Below are 19685 nucleotides of genomic sequence, written 5' to 3'. Positions count from 1 at the left end.
TATGCCAAGTGATTTGCATATTCATTCGACCTTTTCCGACGGCAAGGATACGCCGGAGGAGATTGTTGAGGCGGCAAAGGCTGCGGGGCTGCACTACATTGCCATCACGGATCACGACACCGTCGAGGGTGTCACGGAACTCTATGAGAGTGGGCATTACAGATCCGGCAGCCTTCGCATCATCCCCGGTGTCGGGTTCAGCACGGGGGATGCGCAGCACGAAGTGCATATTCTGGGGTATAATATCGATATCTATGACGCGGGGCTCCAAGAAAAGCTTGAGGAGATCAGTGAGGCACGGTGGACGCGTTTTACGGAGATTGTGGAACTCCTCCGAGGTCTCGGCTACGAGATTGGTGAAACCGAAGTGCTGACGGACGAGGGGCTCTGCAAGGCGGTCGGGCGCTCCCATGTGGCGCGTGTGCTTGTCAAAAAAGGCTATTTTGACTCCATACGCGCCTGCTTTGACCGGCTCCTGAAGCGTGGTCAGCCCGCCTATGTGCCGCACTTTTACCTTCCACCTGAGGAGATCACCAGGCTCATCAAGCAGGCAGGCGGTGTTCCTGTTCTGGCGAACCCCAAGGCAATCGGCGATGAAGCGGTGATTGATCGCCTCATAGAGCAGGGAATTGAGGGCATTGAGGCGTTCTATCCGACCTATGATCGTGCAGATACGCAACACTATCTGGACATTGCACAGAAGCACAGGCTCTTGGTATCCGGCGGTTCGGACTATCGTGGCTATGTGGGGCGAGAACCGGATGCAATCGGGCAGTTTACCATTGAGGACATCTATGCGGAGAATTTTTATCGTCCGCCGCGCCATATGTAAGATGAAAAGAGGAGAGACACAATGGACGTTATCGCACTTGTCGGTCCGAGCGGCACCGGCAAAAGCCACCGCGCCCTATGGGTTGCTCAGAAAAATGGGGCGGATGCCATCATTGACGATGGCATTCTGATCAAGGATGGAAAGGTGATCGGCGGATATTCGGCAAAAAAGGAAAAGAACCGCATCATGGCGGTGCGCCGTGCGATCTTTGTGTTGCCGGGGCATGCCTCCGATGTGCGGCGTGCGATTGCCGAATCTCTCCCGCGCCGCATCCTCATCCTCGGCACATCGGAAAATATGGTACAGAAGATTGCCAAGGCGCTGAAGATCGGTCCTGTGAGCAAGATCATCCGCATCGAGGACATTGCCTCAAAGAGGGATATGGAGCTTGCACAATACCATCGGCTCAAAAAAGGAGAACATATCATCCCTGTGCCAAGCATCGAGCTTAAGCCGCATTTTTCGGGCTATCTCATTGATCCCATCAAGAGCTTCTTCAAGACATCCTCGTCAAAGCGCCGTCGCCTGGGGGAACGCTCGATTGTGCGTCCCGTATTCAGCTACTACGGCAAACTGGTTATCGACGACTCGGTGATTAAGAGTATCGTACACATTGTTGCAGAGAAACTGGAAGAGGTCTATCGCGTCGGCACGACCCGTGTAAAGCATATCATCAACGGGGATGATGATCTGGGAATTATGGTTTCGCTTGAGGTGGTCTTTGCCTATGGGCATACGATCGCAGAGACGATGGTGGCACTGCGGAAGGAACTGCAGAAGGAGATTGAGCACATGACGGGCATGGTGGTGCATGAGATTGATATCCTCGTGAAGAGTCTCCACGTCGAGACAAGTCGTGCTGCACATGCCTGATTTGCATAATTTCAGCACACAGATATATTTCCTAAAATCTGTGCTTCATTTTTTTTGAGAAAAATGTTAGAATGAAAAGGATTTTTTTTAGGAATGTAGAACTAAATATATATCTGTTTCGCATGCAGTTTTTCTGTGTGCAAAAAATGGGGAAAGGAATGTGACGTTTCATGCTTGAGCAGGTGGTAAACACTTCGACGATTGACATCGGTGGCCGTGCGATGGCTGCGGCATCCCTTCGGCATGAGGTGCTCAGCAATAACATTGCCAACGTGAACACACCGAATTTCAAGCGGAGTCATGTCCGCTTTGAAGATTTGTTAAAACAGGAATTGGGGCTTGACGACGATCTGCTGATGAAGGTTGTACGTACACATGACCGACATCTTCCCATTGCCTTTCATGGAAAGGCGCGTGCTGTGATTGAACAGGATGCGACGACGAATATGCGTCTGGACGGGAACAACGTCGACATCGACATAGAGATGGCCGAAGTCGCAAAGAACCAACTCTACTACAATGCATTGGCCAATGCCGTGGGTGGACACATCAGCAGACTGAAGAGTGTCATCACAAGCGGTCAGGGCGGCTGATAGACGGGAGGGCACGATATGGGAATGTTTCTGGGAATTGATGCAGCAGCTTCGGGGCTTACGGCAGAGCGCCTGCGCATGGACGTGATCTCCAACAATATTGCAAATGCCAATACAACGCGTGCACAGGGCGGCGGGGCCTATCACCGACGCTATGTGGTTTTTCAGCCGCGTGAAAAGGGGGCAGGGATCGGCTTCGAGTCGTTCCTTGCACGTGCCTCGAATCGCATGCGTCCCGGTGATGGTGTGCGCGCGGTCTCCATTCAGACAGACCGTACGCAGGGACCTCTTGTCTACGAGCCCGGGCATCCGGATGCGAATGCGGACGGCTATGTGGAGCGTCCGAATGTCAACATTGTCGCGGAGATGGTGGACATGATCTCGGCATCCCGCGCCTATGAAGCAAATACCACGACCATCAATGCAGCGAAGTCCATGGTATCGGCTGCTCTCCGCATCGGCGGCGGCAACTGATTTTTGTGCACGTTTTAAGGGAGATCAATGTATATGGAGATACAAGCACTGCAAATGACCCCCGTCACGATGCGCGCCACCAGCCATCTGGGGGAAACGATTAAAAAAGAGCCACCGAAGAGCTTTGGCACCTATCTGAAGGATGCCCTCTCCGAGGTGAATAAACTCCAACTGGCCTCAGACGAGCAGAACAAGCTGCTCGCTGCCGGAGAGATTTCGGATATCTCTCAAGTTGTCGTGGCAGGGCAGAAGGCTGAGATTGCGCTCCAGCTCACGTTGCAGATGCGCAATCGTGCCATGTCTGCCTATCAGGAAATCATGCGGATGCAGGTATAAGGACTGCCTGCCGTTTTTGTACGCCCCTTGGGCGGCGTTGCATAACCGTGATGACTTGAAGGGAAAGAGATTATGGGAGAGTGGAAAGAGCGCGGTCTTGCCTTGTGGGAACGCTTTGACAAGCGCCAGCGCTATATCATGCTCGGTTCAGCGCTCGCGATCCTCGTCCTCATCTTTGGTGTGAGCTTTTGGTATGGCAGCAAGCCCGATATGGTGCCGCTGTTCACCGACATGGAGACCAAGGACGCAGGCGAGGTTGCCAATCAGCTGCGCGAATCGAAGATCACCTACGAGGTACAGGAAAATAAAACAGGCACGACAATCCTCGTTCCAACGAAAAATGTTCATGAGGCGCGCCTGAATCTCGCAACACAAGGATTGCCGCGCGGGAACAAGGGCTTTGAGATCTTCGATGACAGCAAACTGGGCGTCACCGAGTTCCAGAACCGCGTCAACTATCTGCAGGCCCTCCAAGGGGAGCTGACCCGTACGATTGAGCAGATTGAGGCGGTCGAGAAGGCGCGTGTCCACATTGTACTGCCCGAGGACAGCCTCTATAAGAAAGAGGAGAAGCCCGCAACGGCATCGATTATGCTGCGCCTCAAACCCCATGCGGAGCTGACCAAGAAGGAAATCAAGGGCATTGTCAACCTCGCCGCGCACAGCGTGAAGGGGCTGACGCCTGAGAATATCACGATTGTCGACGATACGGGCAAGATCCTCAACGATCCGGACGATCAAGACGAAAACTCCATCGGCGTCAAGACGCTCACTCAGCTCGATATGACGCGCAAGGTGCAGGATAATATCGAGAAGAAGGTTCAGTCCCTCCTCGATCAGACCCTTGGTGAGGGGCGTGCGTTCGCACGCGTCAGCGTGGAGCTTGACTTTGACGACCGCCTGACCGATCGCCAGACCTTTACGCCGGTTGTGGATGATGCGGGTATCATCCGCAGTCAGCAGGATATCTCCGAGAGCTATGTCGGCAGCTCGACGAATCCCGGCGGTCCCGCAGGTGTGCAGAGCAATGTCCCCGGCTATGTGGAGCAGGAGGCAAATGCCAATGCCGAATATGAGAAGAAAGAGTCCACCAAGAACTACGAGATCAACGAGGAGCGTCAGCACGTCATTGCCTCGCCGGGATCCATCCGGCGTCTGACGGTCGCCGTCCTCGTCAACGACGATGTGACCCAGCCGCAGCAGGAGAGCATCCTGCGCACGGTGAGCAGCGCAGCGGGCATCAATCCGCAGCGCGGCGATACGATTTCCGTCGAGCCACTGCCGTTCAGCACGGAGGCGGCCGAGCGCCGCGCAGCCGAGGAGCAGGCGGAGAAGGATCGCCAGGATCGCATCTTCTACACACAGGTCGGACTTGCACTGCTCGTCATCGCCCTCATCATCGGCGGCATTCTCATGTATCGCCGCAAGAAGCGTCTTGAGCGCGAGGCTGCCGAGGAGGCACAGCGCCTCGAAGAGGAGCGTATTGCAGAGGAGCGTGCCGCAGCGATCGCGGCAGGAGAGGTCGAGGAAGAAGATCTCTCCGAGGAGGAGCAGCATCAGATGAATCAGAAACTCGCGCTGCTCGCCCTCATCGACAGCAAGCCGGAAGAGGTTGCACTCCTCGTTAAGACGTGGCTTATGGAGGAGGACTGATCATGGCGGATATGTTGTATTCCAGCGATAATCTGACCAACCAGCAGAAAGCGGCGATCCTCTTCATCGCCATTGGTCCTGAGTACTCGGCAAAGCTGTTCCAACATATGGATGATGATGAGATCGAGCATTTGACGCTTGAGATCGCGAACCAGAAGCAGGTTTCCGCAGCGCTGAAGGCAGAGGTTATTGCCGAATTCTACTCCATGTGCATGGCACAGGACTACATCTCCTCGGGCGGTCTGCAGTATGCACAGAATGTGTTGGAGAAGGCACTCGGTCCCGACAAGGCGCTCGAGATTATCAATCGCCTTACGACGAGTCTGCAGGTACGTCCCTTCGACTTCCTGCGCAAGACGGATCCCGCGCAGCTGCTCAACTTTATTCAGAACGAGCATCCGCAGACCATCGCGCTCATTTTGGCCTACCTCGATCCCGATCAGGCGGCGACCGTCCTCGGGGCGCTCCCGCCGGAGGCTCAGGTCGAGGTCACAAAGCGCGTGGCGATCATGGATCGCACATCCCCGGACTTCATTCGTGAGGTCGAGCGTGTGCTGGAGAGGAAGCTGTCGTCGATGGTGACACAGGACTTCACCTCCGCAGGCGGCATCAAGGCGATCGTCGAGGTGCTCAACCGCGTCGACCGCACGACAGAGAAGGCGATTGTCGAGACACTTGAGGTCGACAACCCGGAGCTTGCCGAGGAGATCAAAAAGCTCATGTTCGTCTTCGAGGACATCGTTCAGATCGACGATCGCTCGCTGCAGCTTGTCCTGCGCCAAGTGGAGACAAAGGATCTCTCGCTCGCGCTCAAGGCAACGCCGCAGGAGGTCGCAGAGAAGGTGTTCAAGAACATGTCGACGCGTGCTGCCGATATGTTGCGTGAGGAGATCGAGTTCATGGGACCGGTCAAAATTCGCGACGTGGAAGAGGCACAGCAGAAGGTTGTCGGTGTCATCCGCGTGCTCGAGGACAAGGGCGAGATTGTGATTTCGCGTGGCAAGGGAGACGAGATGATTGTCTAGAGTTATCAAGGCAGCCGTCTGGGAAGAGAACCCGCATCTCATCGACGTGCCCCCCCCGCCGCCGCCGCCACGTGCAGACGACGAGGAGGAAGGCCTCAGCGAAGAGGCCGCACAGAGCCTCCTCGCGCGTATTGCCGAGCGTGAGCAGGCGATGGATGAGCGCGTCAAAGAGGCGGAGATCCATGTTGCAGTCCTTCGCGGGGAAGCCGAGGAGGAACGTGACCGGCTTCTCAGTGAGGCGCAGAAACAGATTGAACAGGATCGCGAAGAGGCACGCGCGCAAGGGCATGACGAGGGATTTGCCGCCGGCAGAGAGGCGGGAGAAGCAGCCGTCCGCGAGGAGATGGCAGAGCTTATCCGCCAGACGAATGCGCGGGCGGAGAAAACTCTGCGCGATGCGCATGATGCCATGCGGGACTATGTGATCCATGCGGAGCAGGATATTGTTTCCATTGCCATGACGGCGGTGGAGCGCGTTCTGCCGCAGCACTTCATCGATGTGCCGCAGATGGTTTTGCCTGTTGTGCGCGATGCCATCCTGCGTGTGAAGGATCAGAAAGAGATCATTGTTCACGTCCCGCCGGACAGCTATGATTTTGTTCTGATGGCACGCGATGAGCTTCGAAGCCTACTGACTGCGGGGGATACGAATCTCACGATCACTTCCGATGAGGGGCTGAAGCCGGGTGATTGTCTTGTGGAAACCCCGAACGGCAGTGTGGACGCGCGTCTTCAGACGCAGATCGAACAGCTGAAAAAGGCTGTGCGGGAAGTTATGCTATGAATAAGAGTGAAACGGGGGGGAATCCCCCATTTTCCATAGATATCCAAAAATTTCAGGATGCACTCCGTAAGGCTTCCCCGATGAAACTGACGGGCAAGGTGACACAGATCATCGGGCTTGTCATCGAGTCGCAGGGACCGACGGTCACGGTTGGGGAACTCTGTTATGTGAGTTCACATTTTTCCGGCATGCCGCCTGTGCCTGCCGAGGTGGTGGGCTTCCGTGAGGGAAGTGTGCTCCTCATGCCGGTCGGCGAGATGCAGGGCATCGGCCCCGGCTGTGAGGTTGTCGCGACCGGTCGTCGTCTGCGTGTCAAGGTCGGGCCGGAGCTGCTCGGGCGTGTGCTCGACGGTCTCGGCAATCCGATTGACGGCAAGGGACCGATTCTGGCAACGGAGGAATATCCCTTGCAGGCACCGCCACCACCGCCGTTGACACGTCCGCGCATCCACGACAATCTCTATGTCGGCGTGCGTGCGATCGACGGGCTGATCACGCTCGGTGACGGACAGCGCATCGGTATTATGGCGGGCTCGGGGGTTGGAAAGTCCACCCTCCTCTCGATGGTTGCACGCAATACGGAGGCAGATATCAGCGTCATCACTCTCGTAGGGGAGCGCGGACGCGAGGTGCGTGACTTTATCGAACGCGATTTAGGTGAGGAGGGGCTCAAGCGATCCGTGGTGGTCGTTGCAACCTCCGATCAGCCTGCGCTTGTCCGCATCAAGGGAGCCATGACCGGCACTGCGATCGCCGAATACTTCCGCGATCAGGGGCATAAGGTCGTCCTTATGATGGATTCTGTCACGCGCTTTGCGATGGCACAGCGCGAGGTCGGTCTCACCATTGGCGAGCCGCCCGCGACGCGCGGTTATACGCCGTCCGTCTTTGCCATGTTGCCGCGCCTGCTTGAGCGTGCGGGAACGAGTGAAAAGGGCTCGATCACAGGAATCTACACTGTCCTCGTAGATGGTGATGATATGAATGAGCCGATTGCAGATGCTGTTCGCTCCATTCTCGACGGTCATATCGTGCTCTCGCGCAGGATCGCGGCGCAGAATCATTTTCCCGCGATTGATGTGCTCGGAAGTGTCAGCCGCGTCATGTACGAGGTGGTGGACAAGAGTCATCTGGAGGCAGCACAGGACATGCGCCAACTCATGGCCGTCTATGCCGAGGCAGAGGATCTCATTCACATCGGAGCATACGTCAAGGGCTCGAGTCCGAAGATCGACGCAGCCATCCAAAAGATTGAGGGCATCAATGAATTCCTGCGGCAGGACATCTATGAGGTGACCTCCTACGAGGAGACGGAGCAGCGCTTGCTCGCAGCCGTGGGCAAGACTGCGGCACCCGCCGCTGAGGCAGCATCATGAAAAAATTTCGATTTCAGCTCGAAACACTGCTCAAGGTGACGCGGATGAAGAAGGAGGAGGCAGAGGTTGCCTTTGCCGAAGCCGTGCGTCGTCTTGAGGATGCACGTGCTTATCAGCGCCAGCTCCTCGAGGAGATGCACCGAGGACAGATGGACTACGAGAATCTTTCGAAAGAGGGAACGCGCATCAAGATCGGGACACTGATGAGCTTCAATCAGTTCTTTGGTTGGAAGCGTCAACAGATCGAGGATCAGCAGCAGGTGATCCTGCAGGCGAATGCCGAGCGACAAAAGCGGCTCAAAGTGCTGATGGAGCAGATGAGTGCTCTTAAGAGCATCGAAAAACTGAGAGAAAAGCGCCTTGCGGAATACAAGGCGGCGGTCTTGCAGGAGGAGCAGAAAATGCTCGATGAGATCGGCCTGCAGCTGACCATGCGAAATAGGGAATTGGAGGAAGCAGTATGATGGATCTTTCCGGCGTAAAGCAGATACAGGCGCGTATCGCAGAGATCGAGGGACAGTTCTCCATTCAAAACCAACAGCTGCCGGGGATGGATTTTGCCGCGAAGCTCCAGCAGGAGATCAATAAGAACACCGCGTCTGCGGCAACCAAGGCACATGCTGCGCAGCGTGTGCAGGAGACCGCCGCTGCTCATCCGGTGACGGCGGCAGAGCGTGCGAACTATGCGAATCCGGATCTTGCGCGCGTGATTCATTCTGCGGCCCAGAGATATGCAGTGGATCCGAAACTGGTCTCAGCGGTCGCAGAGGTGGAATCCGGCGGCAATCAGAATGCTGTTTCACCTGCGGGGGCAGTCGGCGTTATGCAGCTGATGCCGGAGACGGCAGCGAGCCTCGGCGTCAATCCCTATGATATGAAGAGCAATGTCGAGGGCGGTGCAAAGTATCTGCGTGAGATGCTGGATACCTTTGACGGTGACGTGAAGAAGGCGGTTGCCGCTTACAATGCGGGACCGGATGCGGTAAAGGCGTATGGCGGCGTTCCACCCTACGCGGAGACGCAGAATTATGTGACGAACGTTCTGGACATCTATCGGTGACCGTGCAGCCGGAATTCGTTAGGGGAAGAGAAAGAGGGCAGGGAATTCCATGCGGAAGAAATTGAAAATCCTATTTGGACTGATCTTACTCCTCGTACTGGTCGCAGGAGGCTTTGCACTCGGTGTCTATCTGCGGCTCTTTGATACGCAGGCACTGAACGAGGAATACGGTCTGCATGAGCTCCCAATCATTGGCGAGTACTTTGTTCCGCCGACGGCGGGAGGGTCGCAGACGGCACAGTCGTCCTCGTCAGGTGCTCCTGCATCGCCTGGAAGTACAGCAGCGGCAGCTCCCAAGAAGGCTCCCGAGAGCGTGAAGATCTCGAAAGCAGAGATTGAAAAGCAGCAAAAGGAGCGCGAGGCTGCCGAGAAGAAGCGCGTGACAAAGCTGGCACGTCTCTACAACGATATGAAGCCGGCGGATGCGGCAAAGGTCATGGAAACGCTCGACATTGATCTCTGCATTGCCATCCTTCAGCGTATGGATGAGAGCAATGCGGCGAAGGTCTTGACGGCATTTGAGCCGGAGCGTGCCGCACAGATCACACGGATTATCTACGAAGGGGTACCGCGTCGGACGATGAATGCGCGGAACGCGGCAGCGAATGCTTCTGTGCCGGGTACAGAGCCGGCGGAGGCTGCCGCAGAGGCACAGTAAAAGGGAATCAGTATATCGGATGGAGAGAACCTGCGAAGCAGCTGAAAAGCATACTTCGCAGGTTTTTAGGAATCACTGATAAAATGAAGTCTGTCAGATTGGCGCAGATTTTTTGGTCCTGTCAAGGAAACAAACCGGACACAGAGGAATGCTCTGTGGAGGATTTGCTGACGCAGGCAGGGCGAAAAAGATGCGTCAAGATGGCATGGCTGAATTTATCAGTGATTCCTTTATCCGTTTATTTTTTGGGAGGGTAGATTCTTGCGCCGTATATTTTTACTGCTCATTGCGCTCATCATCGCTGTACTCGGAACCGTTGCGCCTGCGTCCTCCGCTGAGGCTGCATTTAGTGACCGCGCGAAGGACATGGCGAAGATTACGGGGGTCCGTATCGGAAAGACGGACGGGAATGTTCGTGTTGTCGTGGATTCTGACCGCCCCGTCTCCTACAGGCAGAGCGTGCTGTCGAACCCAACCCGTATTGTTCTGGATGTGCAGAATGCGTGGATTGCGCCGGAGTCAAAGAAGAATGTCTCTGTGGATTCGCCGCTCGTCTCCTCTGTGCGTGTGGCGCAGTTCGATGCGTCCACCGTGCGCATTGTCGTGGAGACAACGGTAGAAAAGGGCGGATGGAAGATCTTCGCGCTCGAGGGAGACAAGCCGCGCATTGTCATGGACTTTGGCAAGTCACCCGCAGAAAATATGTCGAGGCCTGCGTGGGAGAACAAGCCCGCTGTGACGCCGATTCAGCCGCCCGCGCAGGATGATGAGGAAGCAGATGGGACGTATGATCGGGATCAACTGGATCGTGATCTCTCAGCGATTACCGGCATGAAGGGGCGCAGAATTGCAATTGATCCCGGACATGGAGGAAGCGACTCGGGCGCGATCGGACCGACAGGCATTATGGAGAAGTCCGTGACGATGCGTGTCAGTCGTGAGCTCAAGCGCCTCCTTGAGGCGGAGGGAGCAACGGTGATCCTTACGCGTACGGGCGATACCGAGGTCTCGCCGAAGGGCGCGAGCGCGACGTCGGTCGAGGAGCTTCAGGCGCGCTGCGACATTGCCAACGAGGCAAAGGCGGACATCTTCCTCTCCATTCATGCGGATGCGTTCACGAACCGCGAGGTGAAGGGGACGACGGCGTACTACTACACGAATGGGTCAAAACGGTCGAAAAAACTTGCCGACAGCGTGCGTACGGCGCTCGTCGACTCCCTAGGGACGGTTGATCGCGGGACGCAGACGTGCAATTTCTATGTGGTGAAGCATACGGATATGCCCGCGATCCTCGTGGAGATTTCCTTCATTTCGAATCCGGATGAGGAGCAGATGATGAACAGCGAGTCGGGGGTCAAGAAGACTGCACAGGGGATTGCGGACGGCATTGCCGATTACTTTGGATGACCTTTTGGGAAGGAGGAGGAACTGATTGCAGGAAGTCCATGGCTATCCGGCGCGCGCGCGTCAGTTCTTCATCGTGCTCCTCCCGATCCTTGTCACGCAGATTTCGCTTATGGCGCCCGGCTTTTTCAATACAGTTATGGCGGGACATATCAGCAAGGAGGATCTCGCAGGCATTGCCGTCGGGGCGAGCATTTTCTTTCCCGTATTCGGAGCCTTTATGGGGCTCATCTCCGGGCTGACACCCGTCATCGCCCAGCACTACGGTGCACGGCGGAGGCGGGAGATTCGGAGCGTCGTTCAGCAGAGCTTCTACTGGGCGACACTCCTTGCCGTGCTCCTGCTCGTGATCGGTGTCCTCACAGTTCCCTATCTCGTGCGTGCTCTCGCGCTTGAGCCGGTCGTTGAGGGGATCACGATGGAGTATCTGTCCTACATCGCTGTCGGTCTTATTCCCGTTGCCCCCGCGATTGTTCTCAGGAACTTCATCGACGCGCATGGGCGGACGCGGCTCACCATGTATATCACAATGACGACGATTCCGATCAACATTGTGCTGAACTACATCTTCATGTACGGCACTTTTGGGATGCCGGCGCTCGGCGGGCCGGGTGCGGGGCTTGGCGCCGCACTGAGTTACTGCGTTTTTCTCGTGCTGAACAGCATCGTTGTTCTGCGTATGAAAGAGTTCGCGCGTTACCATGTCTTCGCGCGCCTGCCAAAACCGATTCTTGGCGACTGGTGGGCGCTGCTTGCCATCTGCGTACCAATCGGGCTCACGGTGTTCTGCGAGCAGAGCATTTTCGGCGCGGTCGGGCTCCTCATGGCGGCGTACGGTACGACCGTGCTCGCTGCGCACCAGGCGGCGATGAACTTCACCACGATCGTCTACATGCTGCCGCTCTCCGTTTCCATGGCGATCACGATTCTCGTCGGCTTCGAGGTCGGCGGTGGGCGCGAGAATGGCGCACGCGCCTACATCCGCCTCAGCCGTGTACTGACACTCCTCTTCGTCGGTGTCGTTGCGCTCGCACTCGCGGCGATGCGCGACTCTGTTGCTGCGCTCTACACGACGAATCCGGAGGTGCAGGAACTCCTGCGCGTATTCCTGCTCTATGCGCTCGTCATGCAGTTCTGCGACTGTGTGAATGCACCTCTGCAGGGAGCCTTGCGCGGCTATAAGGATGTCACCGTCACATTCTGGCTCGCCGTGCTCTCGTTCTGGGGGATCGGGCTGCCGAGCGGCTATGTGCTCGCGGGCTGGACGGAGCTTGGTCCCTATGGCTACTGGGTGGGACTGAACGGCGGTATCATCGTCGGTGCTGTACTGCTTATGATCCGCCTGCGTGTGATCGAAAATCGGATGCGACAGGCGAAGCTTCACGCGCGTTCATGAAATCCCGTGAAACTGGAATTATTTTGTGCGCTCTGTGAAAAAAATCCTATTGAATTTCCTATGAAACGTGGTATTATGTACCACATGAGAGGAGCTAACTCATAAAAAGTTTTCTCATAAGGGGGAAATGACCCGACTATGTGATTTTTTTCACTATTGCAATAAGGAGTGGGGTATTATTATGGCAGATCAGAAGCATATTGTCATTGTCGGCGCCGGATTTGGGGGCGTACGTCTCGCAAAGGAACTTGTCAAGGAAAATGTGCGTGTCACACTTGTGGATCGGCACAACTATCATCTGTTTCAGCCGCTCCTCTATCAGGTGAGTACGGCTGTGCTTTCGTCCTCGGAGATTGCCTACCCCACGCGTCAGTTCTTCAAGAACAATCCGAATGTGAACTTCTACATGTCCAAAGCGCTCGGTGTTGATCAGGATCGCCGCGTGCTCATCACGAAGCACGGCGAGATTTCCTATGACTATCTCGTGCTTGCGGCAGGCGCGACAACGAACTTCTTTGGCAACAAGAGTGTGGAGCGCAACTCCTATGCGATGAAAACCTTGCAGGAGGCGATTTCACTGCGCGGGCATATTATCCACGAGTTCGAACGCGCTTCGCGTAAGAGCGGTCCCGATCAGCGTGAGGCGCGTCAGCGTCACCTCAATTTCGTCATCGTCGGCGGCGGCGCGACGGGCATTGAGATGGCGGGAGCGCTCATGGAGCTGATCGACATCTTCAAGAAGGAATTCCACACGATTGATTTCAGCGAGGTTCACGTCACCCTCCTCGAAGCGATGGGGAGCGTGCTCCCGATGGTGCCGCCCGACCTGCAGCAGCATACGATCGATGTCCTGCGCAAGAAGGGCGTGGACGTGCGACTCAATACGGCGGTTACGGAGTACGACGGCAATGATCTGACGCTCAATAATGGCGAAGTTATCCCGACCAAGACGGTGATCTGGGCGGCAGGTGTGCGCGCGCAGGACTTCATCAAGGACTGCGGCGGCGAGGTGGACCGCGCGGGACGCATCATCGTCGAGGAGAACCTGCTCGTGAAGGGGAGCGACCGCGTCTTTGCAATCGGTGACTGCGCGAACTTCCAGCACGGCGATATGCAGCGTCCGCTCCCGACAGTGGCACCTGTGGCGACGCAGGAGGCACTTCAAGTCAAGGAGAACATCATGGCGCTGATCGCGGGCAAGACACCCGATCAGCTTGGCAAATTCGTCTACAAAGATCTCGGGGCGATGGCGACCATCGGCAAGGGCGAGGCGGTCATGAACGGTCCCATGCCCGTGCTTGGGTTCAACCTCAAGATGAGCGGCTTCTTTGCATGGTTCGCGTGGATGCTCGTCCATCTCATCCGCCTTGCGGGAAAATACGCAGACTTTACGGTTTCCGTCAAGTGGATCTGGAATTTCTTCTTTGGCACGCGTCTCGCGCGCATCATTCACAGTAAGATGGAGTAATTATGAGAAGAAAAGATAGAGAGATCTCTAAGCTCAGTGAAATAAAAAGCATTTTGGAAAAAGCAGATGTCATGCGGATCGCCCTAAATAACGGAGTATATCCCTATGTCGTTCCGGTTAATTTCGGATTTGAAATGAACGGAGCTGACCTTGTGCTGTTCTTTCATGGCGCCAAGGTCGGAACAAAGCATGATGTGATCCTCAGAGACAACCATACAACGTTTGAAATTGACTGCGGACATATGCTGATGCCGCCTGTTGGCGAGGAATCCTGCACAGCCAGTTTTGCCTATGAAAGCATTGTCGGACAGGGGCTTGTTGAACAAGTGGATGATTCCGAAAAAGAAGCGCTGCTTGTTCAACTTGTGGAACAGTATGGAATTGCGGCGAACGCCTTTCATCCGGCGCAGCTTGCCAATACCGCAGTCTATAAGATCAAGGTGGAGACATTTACAGCAAAACGCCGAATCAATGATCGCATCTAGTGGAATGGACTGTACGTGAGGAATCACTTGCACAACGCACGCATTTGTGCTATACTTGCGCGGTAATGAACGCAGGGCGTTCGTTTCCATGACTCGTTCTCGATCCAGACAGGTCGAGTTCAACCAAGCGTGCACAAGCATGCTTGTATCCGACAAAAGAAACGAGGTGTATCTACATGAAAGAGGGCATTCATCCCGAATTCTTCGAGGCGACGGTGACGTGCGGCTGCGGCAATACGTTCACGACCGGCTCGACGAAGAAGGATCTGCGCATCGACGTCTGCTCGAAGTGCCATCCGTTCTTCACGGGGCGTCAGCGCGACGTTCAGGCGGGCGGACGCATCGAGAAGTTCCAGAAGCGTTACGCGCGGAAATAGCAGCGCGGGTAAGGTGCACAGCGCCTTGCCTGTTTCGTGACTGCACAACAACAGGGAGGGACTATTGCACGAGAGATCGTGTGATAGTCTCTTTTTTGATACAGTAAGGAAATCCTATGCCAAAGAAAATAACCGATCTTGCAGTCGGTGGGCAGGCGGTGATCGAGGGCGTCATGATGCGCGACGCGAATAAGACCGCGACCGCCGTGCGTCTTCCAAATGGGGAAATCGAAGTGGAGACGCATCCCGTTACCTCGATCCGCGACCGCTACCCCGTGCTCAATCTGCCGCTCATCCGCGGCTCTGTCATCATGGTGGAGTCCCTCGTCATCGGCATGCGTGCTCTCTCGTTCTCTGCGCAGGCGGCGGGTGAGGAGGATGAGCAGATGACGAAGAAGGAGATCGCGATGACGATCCTCTTCGCGCTTGTCCTCGCAAGTGTGCTCTTTATCGTCATTCCGACGGGGGCGGCGCATCTTGCGGCGGCATATACGGACGATCCCATCGTGTTCAACCTGATCGAGGGCGGCATCCGCCTCGCGGTATTCCTCCTCTACATCTGGGGCATCTCGTTCATGGGCGGGATTCGCCGCGTATTCCAGTATCACGGCGCAGAGCACAAGACGATCCACTGCTATGAGGCAGGCGAGGCGCTGACGGTGGAGAACGTGCAAAAATTCCCAAGGCTGCACCCGCGCTGCGGGACAAATTTTTTGCTCATCGTTATGGTCGTCGCCATCGTCTTTCATGTGTTCTTCGGCTGGCCCGATCTCTGGCTGCGCATCCTGAGCCGCCTCGCCGTGCTGCCCGTGGTTGCAGGCGTCTCCTATGAGATCATCCGCTTTGCGGGGCGCAGCGAAAACAGGATTGTGCATATCCTGATTACGCCGGGGCTGTGGCTGCAGTATCTGACAACGCGCCCGCCCGCCGATGAGATGATCGAGGTCGCGATCGAAAGCCTCAAGGCGGTGCTACCGGCGGAGGACATCCCCGCAGGAAGCGGGAACTATCGAAAGGAGACAACGTGCTCAGCAAACTGAACGCCGTTGCGGATAAATATCATGAACTTGAGGCACTGCTGAGCGATCCGGACGTGATGGCGGATATGGAGAAGTGGCAGCGCTATACACGTGAGCATGCGGCGCTGACCCCCATTATTGAGGCGTATGATGCGTACAAGCAGGCGCTCCGCACCATCGAAGAGGACAAGGAGATGCTCGCCGAGGCAGATGTCGAGATGAAGGAGATGCTCGTCGAGGAAATCGCCGAGGCAGAGGCGCGCCGCGATCAGCTCGCGGAGGAGCTTCCTATCCTACTTCTGCCGCGCGATCCGAACGATGACAAGAATGTCATTGTCGAGATTCGCGGCGGCGTCGGTGGGGAGGAGGCGGCGCTCTTTGCTGCGAGCCTCTTTCGCATGTATGCGCGCTACGCCGAGCGGCAGGGCTGGCGGACGGAGATCCTCAGCAGCAATCCGACGGAGATCGGGGGCTTTAAGGAAATTTCCTTTCTCGTCAGCGGTGCAGGCGCGTACAGTCGTCTGAAATACGAGAGCGGCACGCATCGCGTGCAGCGCATCCCCGTCACCGAGTCGGGCGGGCGTATCCATACCTCAGCGGTCACGGTCGCCGTTCTGCCCGAGGCGGAGGAGGTCGAGGTTACGATCGATCCGAACGAGCTGCGCATTGACACCTACTGCGCCTCAGGCGCGGGCGGTCAGTACGTCAATCGCACGGAGACCGCGATTCGCATCACGCACATACCGACGGGCATTGTCGTGCAGTGTCAGGATGAGAAGTCGCAGCTCAAGAACCGCGAAAAGGCAATGAAGGTCTTGCGTGCGCGCCTCTATGACCGCGCACAACAGGAGCAGGCGGATGCCGTCGCCGCTGACCGCCGCAGTCAGGTCGGCTCGGGCGACCGCAGCGAGCGCATCCGCACGTACAATTTTCCGCAGGGACGTGTGACCGATCACCGCATCGGTCTGACGCTTTACAAGATCGACGCCGTGCTTGACGGCGAGCTGGATGAGATTCTCGCGGGACTCATCACGGCGGATCAGGCAGAGCGCCTGAAACAGGTGAACTGATGGCAGATGCTGTTTGGACGATAGCGCGACTCCTTACGTGGACGACTGATTTCTTTCACGAGCATGGCATTGAGAGTCCGCGCCTCGACGCGGAGGTACTGCTCTCCGCTGTGCTCGGCAGAGATCGAATGTATCTCTATGTGCACTTTGATGAGCCGCTCGAACCGGATGAACTCGCGCGGTTTCGTGCCTATGTAAAAGAGCGAGCGGCGCATGTGCCGCTCGCCTATGTGCTCGGACGACGCGAATTTATGGGGCTCGACTTTCGTGTCACGCGCGATACGCTCATCCCGCGCCCCGATACCGAGGTGCTCGTACAGTGTGCTCTGGACTTTCTGCGCGCACGTACGGACGGAGGTGCGAATGATCTTCGGATTGCCGATATCGGGACGGGCACAGGTGCGATTGCGCTCTCCGTGATTCATTATACGGAGGGGGCATGTGCGGATGTCGTCGATATCTCACCCGCAGCCGCTGCGGTCGCACGGGAAAATGCAGAGAAACTCGGGCTGACGGAGCGCCTCGACGTTCATGTGGGCGATCTGCTCGCACCGCTCGCGGGGCGCAGCTACGATATGATCCTCTCGAATCCGCCCTATATTCCAACGGCGGATATTGCGGGACTGATGCCGGAGGTATGCCGCTATGAGCCGCATCTCGCGCTCGACGGCGGCGCCGACGGGCTGGACATCTATCGTCGACTGATGGCAGACGCGCCTACACTTCTCAAAGATGGCGGTGCGATCGCCGTCGAGGTCGGGATGGACGAGGCGGAAGCCGTCGCGGTACTTGCAATCGCGCATCCGCGCATCGTGCGAACGGAGATATTGAAGGATCTTGCGGGCATTGAGAGAGTTGTTGTGGGGTATACACAATAGAAGCCCATATGCTGTAAAAAGCCTCCTCCGTTTCGACGGGGGAGGAGGACCACGCGAAGCGTGGTGGAAGGGGCGTCTCTGCCTAAAGGCATAGAATTTTCATTAAGGAACCACTGATAAAATAGACCCTCAGATTGGCGCAGATTTTTTCGTCCGATTGAGGCAGCAAACCGGACGCATAGCCAAAGCTATGTGGAGGATTTGCTAACGAAAAGCGGACAAAAAAGATGTGCTAAGATGGCGGTGCTGAATTTATCAGTGATTCCTTAAAGGAGGGACACGATGGATACGGAGATTCTTCGTCCGACTGCGCCCGCAGATTTCGAGCGTGCCGCCGGTCTCATTCGCAGCGGTGCGCTCGTCGCGTTTCCGACGGAAACCGTGTACGGACTCGGCGCGAACGGGCTCGATGCGGCGGCGTGCACGCGTATCTACGAGGCGAAGGGACGCCCCTCTGACAATCCGCTCATCCTTCACATTGCCGATCTTACAATGGCATATGAGATTGCCTCCGACGTTCCGCCAATTGCCGCACATCTCCTCACCGCATTTGCCCCGGGCCCCCTCACCGTCATCCTGCCGAAAGCCGCGCACATCCCCGACATCGTGACGGGCGGGCTCGCAACCGTCGGCGTACGTTGTCCCGACAACATCATCGCGCGCCACTTGATCCGTGCGGCGGGCGTGCCGATCGCCGCGCCATCCGCGAATACCTCGGGGCGTCCGAGTCCGACGACGGCAGCGATGGTTTACGAGGATATGGCAGGGCGTATCCCGCTCATCCTCGACGGTGGGAGCTGTCGCCTCGGCGTGGAGTCGACCATCGTTGACTGCACGGAGGAGGGGGCTCTTACGATCCTCCGCCCCGGTGCCGTTACGCGCGAGATGATCGCGATGGAACTGCCTCACGTTATTGTGCGAATGGATAACGCACTCACAGCGGAGGATGAAGCACCGCGTGCACCGGGGATGAAATACACGCACTACGCGCCGCGTGCCCCTCTCACGGTCTATGTGGGGGCGGGGGCGGCAGTCGAAAATGCTCTGCGCGATGAAGTTCTTCGGCGCAGAGCGGCGGGGGAGAGCCCCGCGCTGATCGCAAGCAATGAGACCCTGACGGCGCTCCGTGCGATTGTCCCTGCAGAGCATACGTATCACTGCGGCGCACGCGGCAATCACAGTGCCTTTGCCGCCTGTCTCTATGACGCGCTCCGCCGCTTCGACGATCTGCCCGTCACCTCACTCCTCGCCGAGGGAACGGGTGCGGTCGGTCTCGGGCTTGCCATCATGAACCGTCTGCGCAAGGCAAGCGGCGGAGATATTATATATGTGTGAAAGCAATGCTACAGAAGCGCTGATAAATTCAGCACCATCATCTTGGTGCATCTTTTTTGCCCGCACATCGCCCTCGATCCTCCACAGAGCCCCACTCTGCGTCCGGTTTATCTCCGCAATCGAACGAAAAAATCTGCGCCAATCGGAAGGTCTATTTTATCAGCGATTCCCTAAATGGTGAAAAAGTTTATATTAAATGTGAAAGCACAAAAAATAAAGTACGATATATTTGGCGACTTATAATACATTTTTATGAAAGGATGACTACAAATGACGGCAACATATGGTGATATTATTTATGTTCAGCGTATTGGATACAGACATTTTGGCGTCTATGTTGGTAATGATAAAGTCATTCATTATACAAAAGCATCTGGAAGTAGTTGCGATGGAATTATAAGAGAAACATCTATAGAATTTTTTCTTGATGGAAGTCAAGAATATGTTGTCTACGAGTTTGAAAAAGAAAAATTGGTTAATCTTGTAAAAACTCTTTCTGGTGGTTTGTCATTGATGAGTCCGTTTTCACTGATGAACGCAATTGGGCGACTAGGTAAAAGTTTTTTTTCTGATTTAAAAATATATGGTT

Annotated in this window: 23 protein-coding genes; all 23 read left to right on the top strand. The window is 56.1% G+C overall.

The window, feature by feature from the left end:
• Position 1 precedes the first annotated feature (1 nt).
• Positions 2-832, top strand: a complete 831-nt coding sequence (locus tag HMPREF9081_RS10955) for a PHP domain-containing protein (protein ID WP_040395121.1) — start codon at positions 2-4, stop codon at positions 830-832.
• A gap of 21 nt (positions 833-853) precedes the next feature.
• A complete protein-coding gene (locus HMPREF9081_RS10950) occupies positions 854-1705 on the top strand; it encodes an Asp23/Gls24 family envelope stress response protein (protein WP_006307396.1) in 852 nt (283 codons plus the stop codon).
• Between the two features lie 170 nt (positions 1706-1875).
• The gene (flgB, locus tag HMPREF9081_RS10945; protein WP_006307394.1) at positions 1876-2298 is read left to right on the top strand and encodes a flagellar basal body rod protein FlgB; all 423 of its coding nucleotides are present in this window, start codon (positions 1876-1878) and stop codon (positions 2296-2298) included.
• 18 nt (positions 2299-2316) lie between these two features.
• Positions 2317-2772: a flagellar basal body rod protein FlgC gene (flgC, locus tag HMPREF9081_RS10940; protein ID WP_006307393.1), complete on the top strand. Its 456-nt coding sequence runs from the start codon at positions 2317-2319 to the stop codon at positions 2770-2772.
• Positions 2773-2805: 33 nt separating this feature from the next.
• Positions 2806-3108, top strand: coding sequence for a flagellar hook-basal body complex protein FliE (fliE, locus tag HMPREF9081_RS10935; protein WP_040395112.1), 303 nt, complete (start codon positions 2806-2808; stop codon positions 3106-3108).
• A 72-nt stretch (positions 3109-3180) separates the two neighbouring features.
• Entirely contained in the window at positions 3181-4761 is a 1581-nt protein-coding gene (gene fliF, locus HMPREF9081_RS10930; protein ID WP_006307389.1) for a flagellar basal-body MS-ring/collar protein FliF, read from the top strand.
• A gap of 2 nt (positions 4762-4763) precedes the next feature.
• The gene (gene fliG, locus HMPREF9081_RS10925) at positions 4764-5786 is read left to right on the top strand and encodes a flagellar motor switch protein FliG (RefSeq protein ID WP_006307388.1); all 1023 of its coding nucleotides are present in this window, start codon (positions 4764-4766) and stop codon (positions 5784-5786) included.
• Positions 5779-6570 carry a FliH/SctL family protein gene (locus HMPREF9081_RS10920; RefSeq protein ID WP_006307386.1) on the top strand — a complete coding sequence of 264 codons (792 nt, stop codon included), beginning with the start codon at positions 5779-5781 and terminating at the stop codon, positions 6568-6570. The genes fliG and HMPREF9081_RS10920 overlap by 8 nt, the downstream gene beginning before the upstream one ends.
• Positions 6567-7946, top strand: a complete 1380-nt coding sequence (fliI, locus tag HMPREF9081_RS10915) for a flagellar protein export ATPase FliI (protein WP_006307385.1) — start codon at positions 6567-6569, stop codon at positions 7944-7946. The genes HMPREF9081_RS10920 and fliI overlap by 4 nt, the downstream gene beginning before the upstream one ends.
• Positions 7943-8410 carry a flagellar export protein FliJ gene (fliJ, locus tag HMPREF9081_RS10910; RefSeq protein ID WP_006307384.1) on the top strand — a complete coding sequence of 156 codons (468 nt, stop codon included), beginning with the start codon at positions 7943-7945 and terminating at the stop codon, positions 8408-8410. The genes fliI and fliJ overlap by 4 nt, the downstream gene beginning before the upstream one ends.
• Positions 8407-9006, top strand: a complete 600-nt coding sequence (locus tag HMPREF9081_RS10905) for a lytic transglycosylase domain-containing protein (protein ID WP_006307381.1) — start codon at positions 8407-8409, stop codon at positions 9004-9006. Before fliJ ends, HMPREF9081_RS10905 begins: the two co-directional genes overlap by 4 nt.
• A gap of 49 nt (positions 9007-9055) precedes the next feature.
• Positions 9056-9664, top strand: a complete 609-nt coding sequence (locus tag HMPREF9081_RS10900) for a MotE family protein (RefSeq protein ID WP_006307380.1) — start codon at positions 9056-9058, stop codon at positions 9662-9664.
• A 261-nt stretch (positions 9665-9925) separates the two neighbouring features.
• The gene (locus tag HMPREF9081_RS10895; RefSeq protein ID WP_006307378.1) at positions 9926-11071 is read left to right on the top strand and encodes an N-acetylmuramoyl-L-alanine amidase; all 1146 of its coding nucleotides are present in this window, start codon (positions 9926-9928) and stop codon (positions 11069-11071) included.
• A 25-nt stretch (positions 11072-11096) separates the two neighbouring features.
• Positions 11097-12464, top strand: coding sequence for an MATE family efflux transporter (locus tag HMPREF9081_RS10890; RefSeq protein ID WP_006307377.1), 1368 nt, complete (start codon positions 11097-11099; stop codon positions 12462-12464).
• Between the two features lie 181 nt (positions 12465-12645).
• Complete coding sequence (locus tag HMPREF9081_RS10885; RefSeq protein ID WP_040395109.1) at positions 12646-13932, top strand: NAD(P)/FAD-dependent oxidoreductase; 1287 nt, start codon at positions 12646-12648, stop codon at positions 13930-13932.
• 2 nt (positions 13933-13934) lie between these two features.
• Positions 13935-14417, top strand: coding sequence for a pyridoxamine 5'-phosphate oxidase family protein (locus HMPREF9081_RS10880; protein WP_006307375.1), 483 nt, complete (start codon positions 13935-13937; stop codon positions 14415-14417).
• Between the two features lie 176 nt (positions 14418-14593).
• Complete coding sequence (rpmE, locus tag HMPREF9081_RS10875) at positions 14594-14794, top strand: 50S ribosomal protein L31 (RefSeq protein ID WP_006307374.1); 201 nt, start codon at positions 14594-14596, stop codon at positions 14792-14794.
• Between the two features lie 116 nt (positions 14795-14910).
• Complete coding sequence (locus tag HMPREF9081_RS10870; protein ID WP_006307373.1) at positions 14911-15834, top strand: DUF1385 domain-containing protein; 924 nt, start codon at positions 14911-14913, stop codon at positions 15832-15834.
• Positions 15819-16883, top strand: coding sequence for a peptide chain release factor 1 (prfA, locus tag HMPREF9081_RS10865; RefSeq protein WP_006307372.1), 1065 nt, complete (start codon positions 15819-15821; stop codon positions 16881-16883). The genes HMPREF9081_RS10870 and prfA overlap by 16 nt, the downstream gene beginning before the upstream one ends.
• Entirely contained in the window at positions 16883-17761 is an 879-nt protein-coding gene (prmC, locus tag HMPREF9081_RS10860; RefSeq protein ID WP_006307371.1) for a peptide chain release factor N(5)-glutamine methyltransferase, read from the top strand. The genes prfA and prmC overlap by 1 nt, the downstream gene beginning before the upstream one ends.
• 156 nt (positions 17762-17917) lie before the next feature.
• Entirely contained in the window at positions 17918-18031 is a 114-nt protein-coding gene (locus HMPREF9081_RS14635) for a secretion protein HlyD (protein ID WP_071778232.1), read from the top strand.
• A 12-nt stretch (positions 18032-18043) separates the two neighbouring features.
• Complete coding sequence (locus tag HMPREF9081_RS10855; protein ID WP_006307370.1) at positions 18044-19096, top strand: L-threonylcarbamoyladenylate synthase; 1053 nt, start codon at positions 18044-18046, stop codon at positions 19094-19096.
• Between the two features lie 270 nt (positions 19097-19366).
• The coding region (locus HMPREF9081_RS13465; RefSeq protein WP_174262950.1) for a lecithin retinol acyltransferase family protein at positions 19367-19685 on the top strand (319 nt) is incomplete at its 3' end.

It is taken from the genome of Centipeda periodontii DSM 2778, from assembly GCF_000213975.1.
In the GTDB taxonomy this organism is placed as follows: domain Bacteria; phylum Bacillota; class Negativicutes; order Selenomonadales; family Selenomonadaceae; genus Centipeda; species Centipeda periodontii.
This window is presented reverse-complemented; position numbering and strand designations above follow the sequence as displayed.